This is a genomic window from Streptobacillus felis, assembly GCF_001559775.1.
Taxonomy (GTDB): domain Bacteria; phylum Fusobacteriota; class Fusobacteriia; order Fusobacteriales; family Leptotrichiaceae; genus Streptobacillus; species Streptobacillus felis.
Map to the genome: position 1 here is coordinate 1 of NZ_LOHX01000130.1, position 660 is coordinate 660.

1 protein-coding gene is annotated in these 660 nt (G+C 26.5%); it reads right to left on the reverse strand.

The features are described 5' to 3' along the window. Nucleotides 1–219: 219 nt before the first annotated feature. Nucleotides 220–606, reverse strand: a complete 387-nt coding sequence (locus tag AYC60_RS02190) for a DUF2871 family protein (RefSeq protein ID WP_082762546.1) — start codon at nt 604–606, stop codon at nt 220–222. Nucleotides 607–660 lie beyond the last annotated feature (54 nt).

The following is a 660-nucleotide window of genomic DNA, read 5'->3' on the forward strand; positions in this document are numbered from 1 at the left end:
CATCAGATAACATTAATCTAAACAATCCTACTTTAAGTTGTGCATTTAATACTAAATCCTGATATTCTTTAGGACAATCTGGATTATGATCCTTAAAATACATTAGGCTTATTATCTCTGCACCTAATGCTTCCTTATAGAAATTTACAGCTTCTTATTCATTCGCATTGGTTATTAAATATATTTCTAATGATGTTATCATTATTTTCTCCTTATTATTTAAATCATTACAGTTACAAATCCTATAGTTAACAGTATAAGTCCTATTCCTGCCATACCAGATTTAGCATGTTTGATAATAGTTTTTTCACCCTGAGCCCAAATTTTATACATATACTGAACAACCATGTTAGTTATAGTTTGTTTAATTCCTGTACCATATATTTTAATATAATTTTCTATTTCCTTTATCTCCATTCCTTTAGTAAGTAAATGTATAATTAGAAGTAATATAAATCCTAAAACTAAAGTATGTACATGTACTTTACCTAAGTGATTAGATGCTTCATAGCTAAATGCTCTAGTAAACTCCCTAAAATATACTCCTCCTATAAATCCCATATTTAAGAAAGTAAGAAAAATATCATAAATATTAATTTTTTTAATTTAGTGTTTGTACCTTCAAAGTACTATCTAACCATAGACTATAGTTTTAGTCAT